1 protein-coding gene is annotated in these 1055 nt (G+C 53.6%); it reads right to left on the reverse strand.

The window, feature by feature from the left end:
- Positions 1-1055: glycosyltransferase (locus A1351_RS08185; RefSeq protein ID WP_157096203.1), on the reverse strand; the 1055-nt coding region annotated here is incomplete at both ends.

Below are 1055 nucleotides of genomic sequence, written 5' to 3' on the forward strand. Positions count from 1 at the left end.
GCGATGTAGTCCACTCGTCGGGACTATTGGCGATTATCACGTCGACGCCGTCTTCGAGCACTTCGCGATAGCGAGCGGTGCCGCTGACGACAGACGGGATACCGAGGGCCGCAGCCTCGAGCCATTTGATCTCGCTTTTTGCGTCTGTCGTCGCCCCGGGCGCGAGAACTGCGATATTGATGTCCGCTTCGGCGAGCAACGACCAGTAGGAATTTATATTTGGAAGCCAGCCGACGCACACGATTTGTTCGCCGAAGGCGTCGAATGACGCATCCAGGGCGAGGTATCCCGCGATGACGAGCCTAACGTGGCGATATTTGTTCAGGATATATTTGATGGATGGACCGGCCATTTCGATAAAATCTGTGTTATGGGCCTTTGTTCCGGAGCCGTAGAAGATGACGATCGAATCATCCCTTCGAATTCGCTTCGGCCGATCGATGAGATACGCCAAATTTCGTTGATCGAGCCCGTTCGGTAAGACAAACGCCTCACGCTTTTGGACGAGAGGCTCCATATGCGCGGCAAGTACGGTGGTAGAGGCTATCCCGTAATCACATAGCGCGATCGCCTCGCGAAAGAGAGCGGTGGAATACTGAAGTAATTCGTAGAATGCCGAATTGATCGCGCCGTAAGTTTCGAATGGCTCAGGATATTCCTTTTGATCAAACACGAGGTCGTCCATGTCGTAATAGGTCGGGATTCCAATCGCGCGTGCGAATCGGATCGCACGCACATTTTTCGGTTTGGCCATGATCCGATGGAAAATGACGGCGGCCGCGCCGGGAATCGCCGAAATAAATTCGTCTATGTCGTTTTCGGAGTAAATTCGATAGGAGCGTCCGAGCTTTCGAAGCAGGAACCCTTTTTGTTCCACTCTATAATGCACGCATTGCGCGAGATCCATATTTGCAAGAATTACGACCTTGCCATCGGGAGCACTGGGCAGAGGCAAGTCCAGTGGGTCGAATTCGTCGATCCGCTCGACGACTTTGGATACGGCTCTGGTAAGAAGTCGGTCGGCTTCGAGGCGCTGATTGCGGCCGATCAGCTCC

It is taken from the genome of Methylosinus sp. R-45379 (genome assembly GCF_001644125.1).
GTDB lineage: Bacteria > Pseudomonadota > Alphaproteobacteria > Rhizobiales > Beijerinckiaceae > Methylosinus.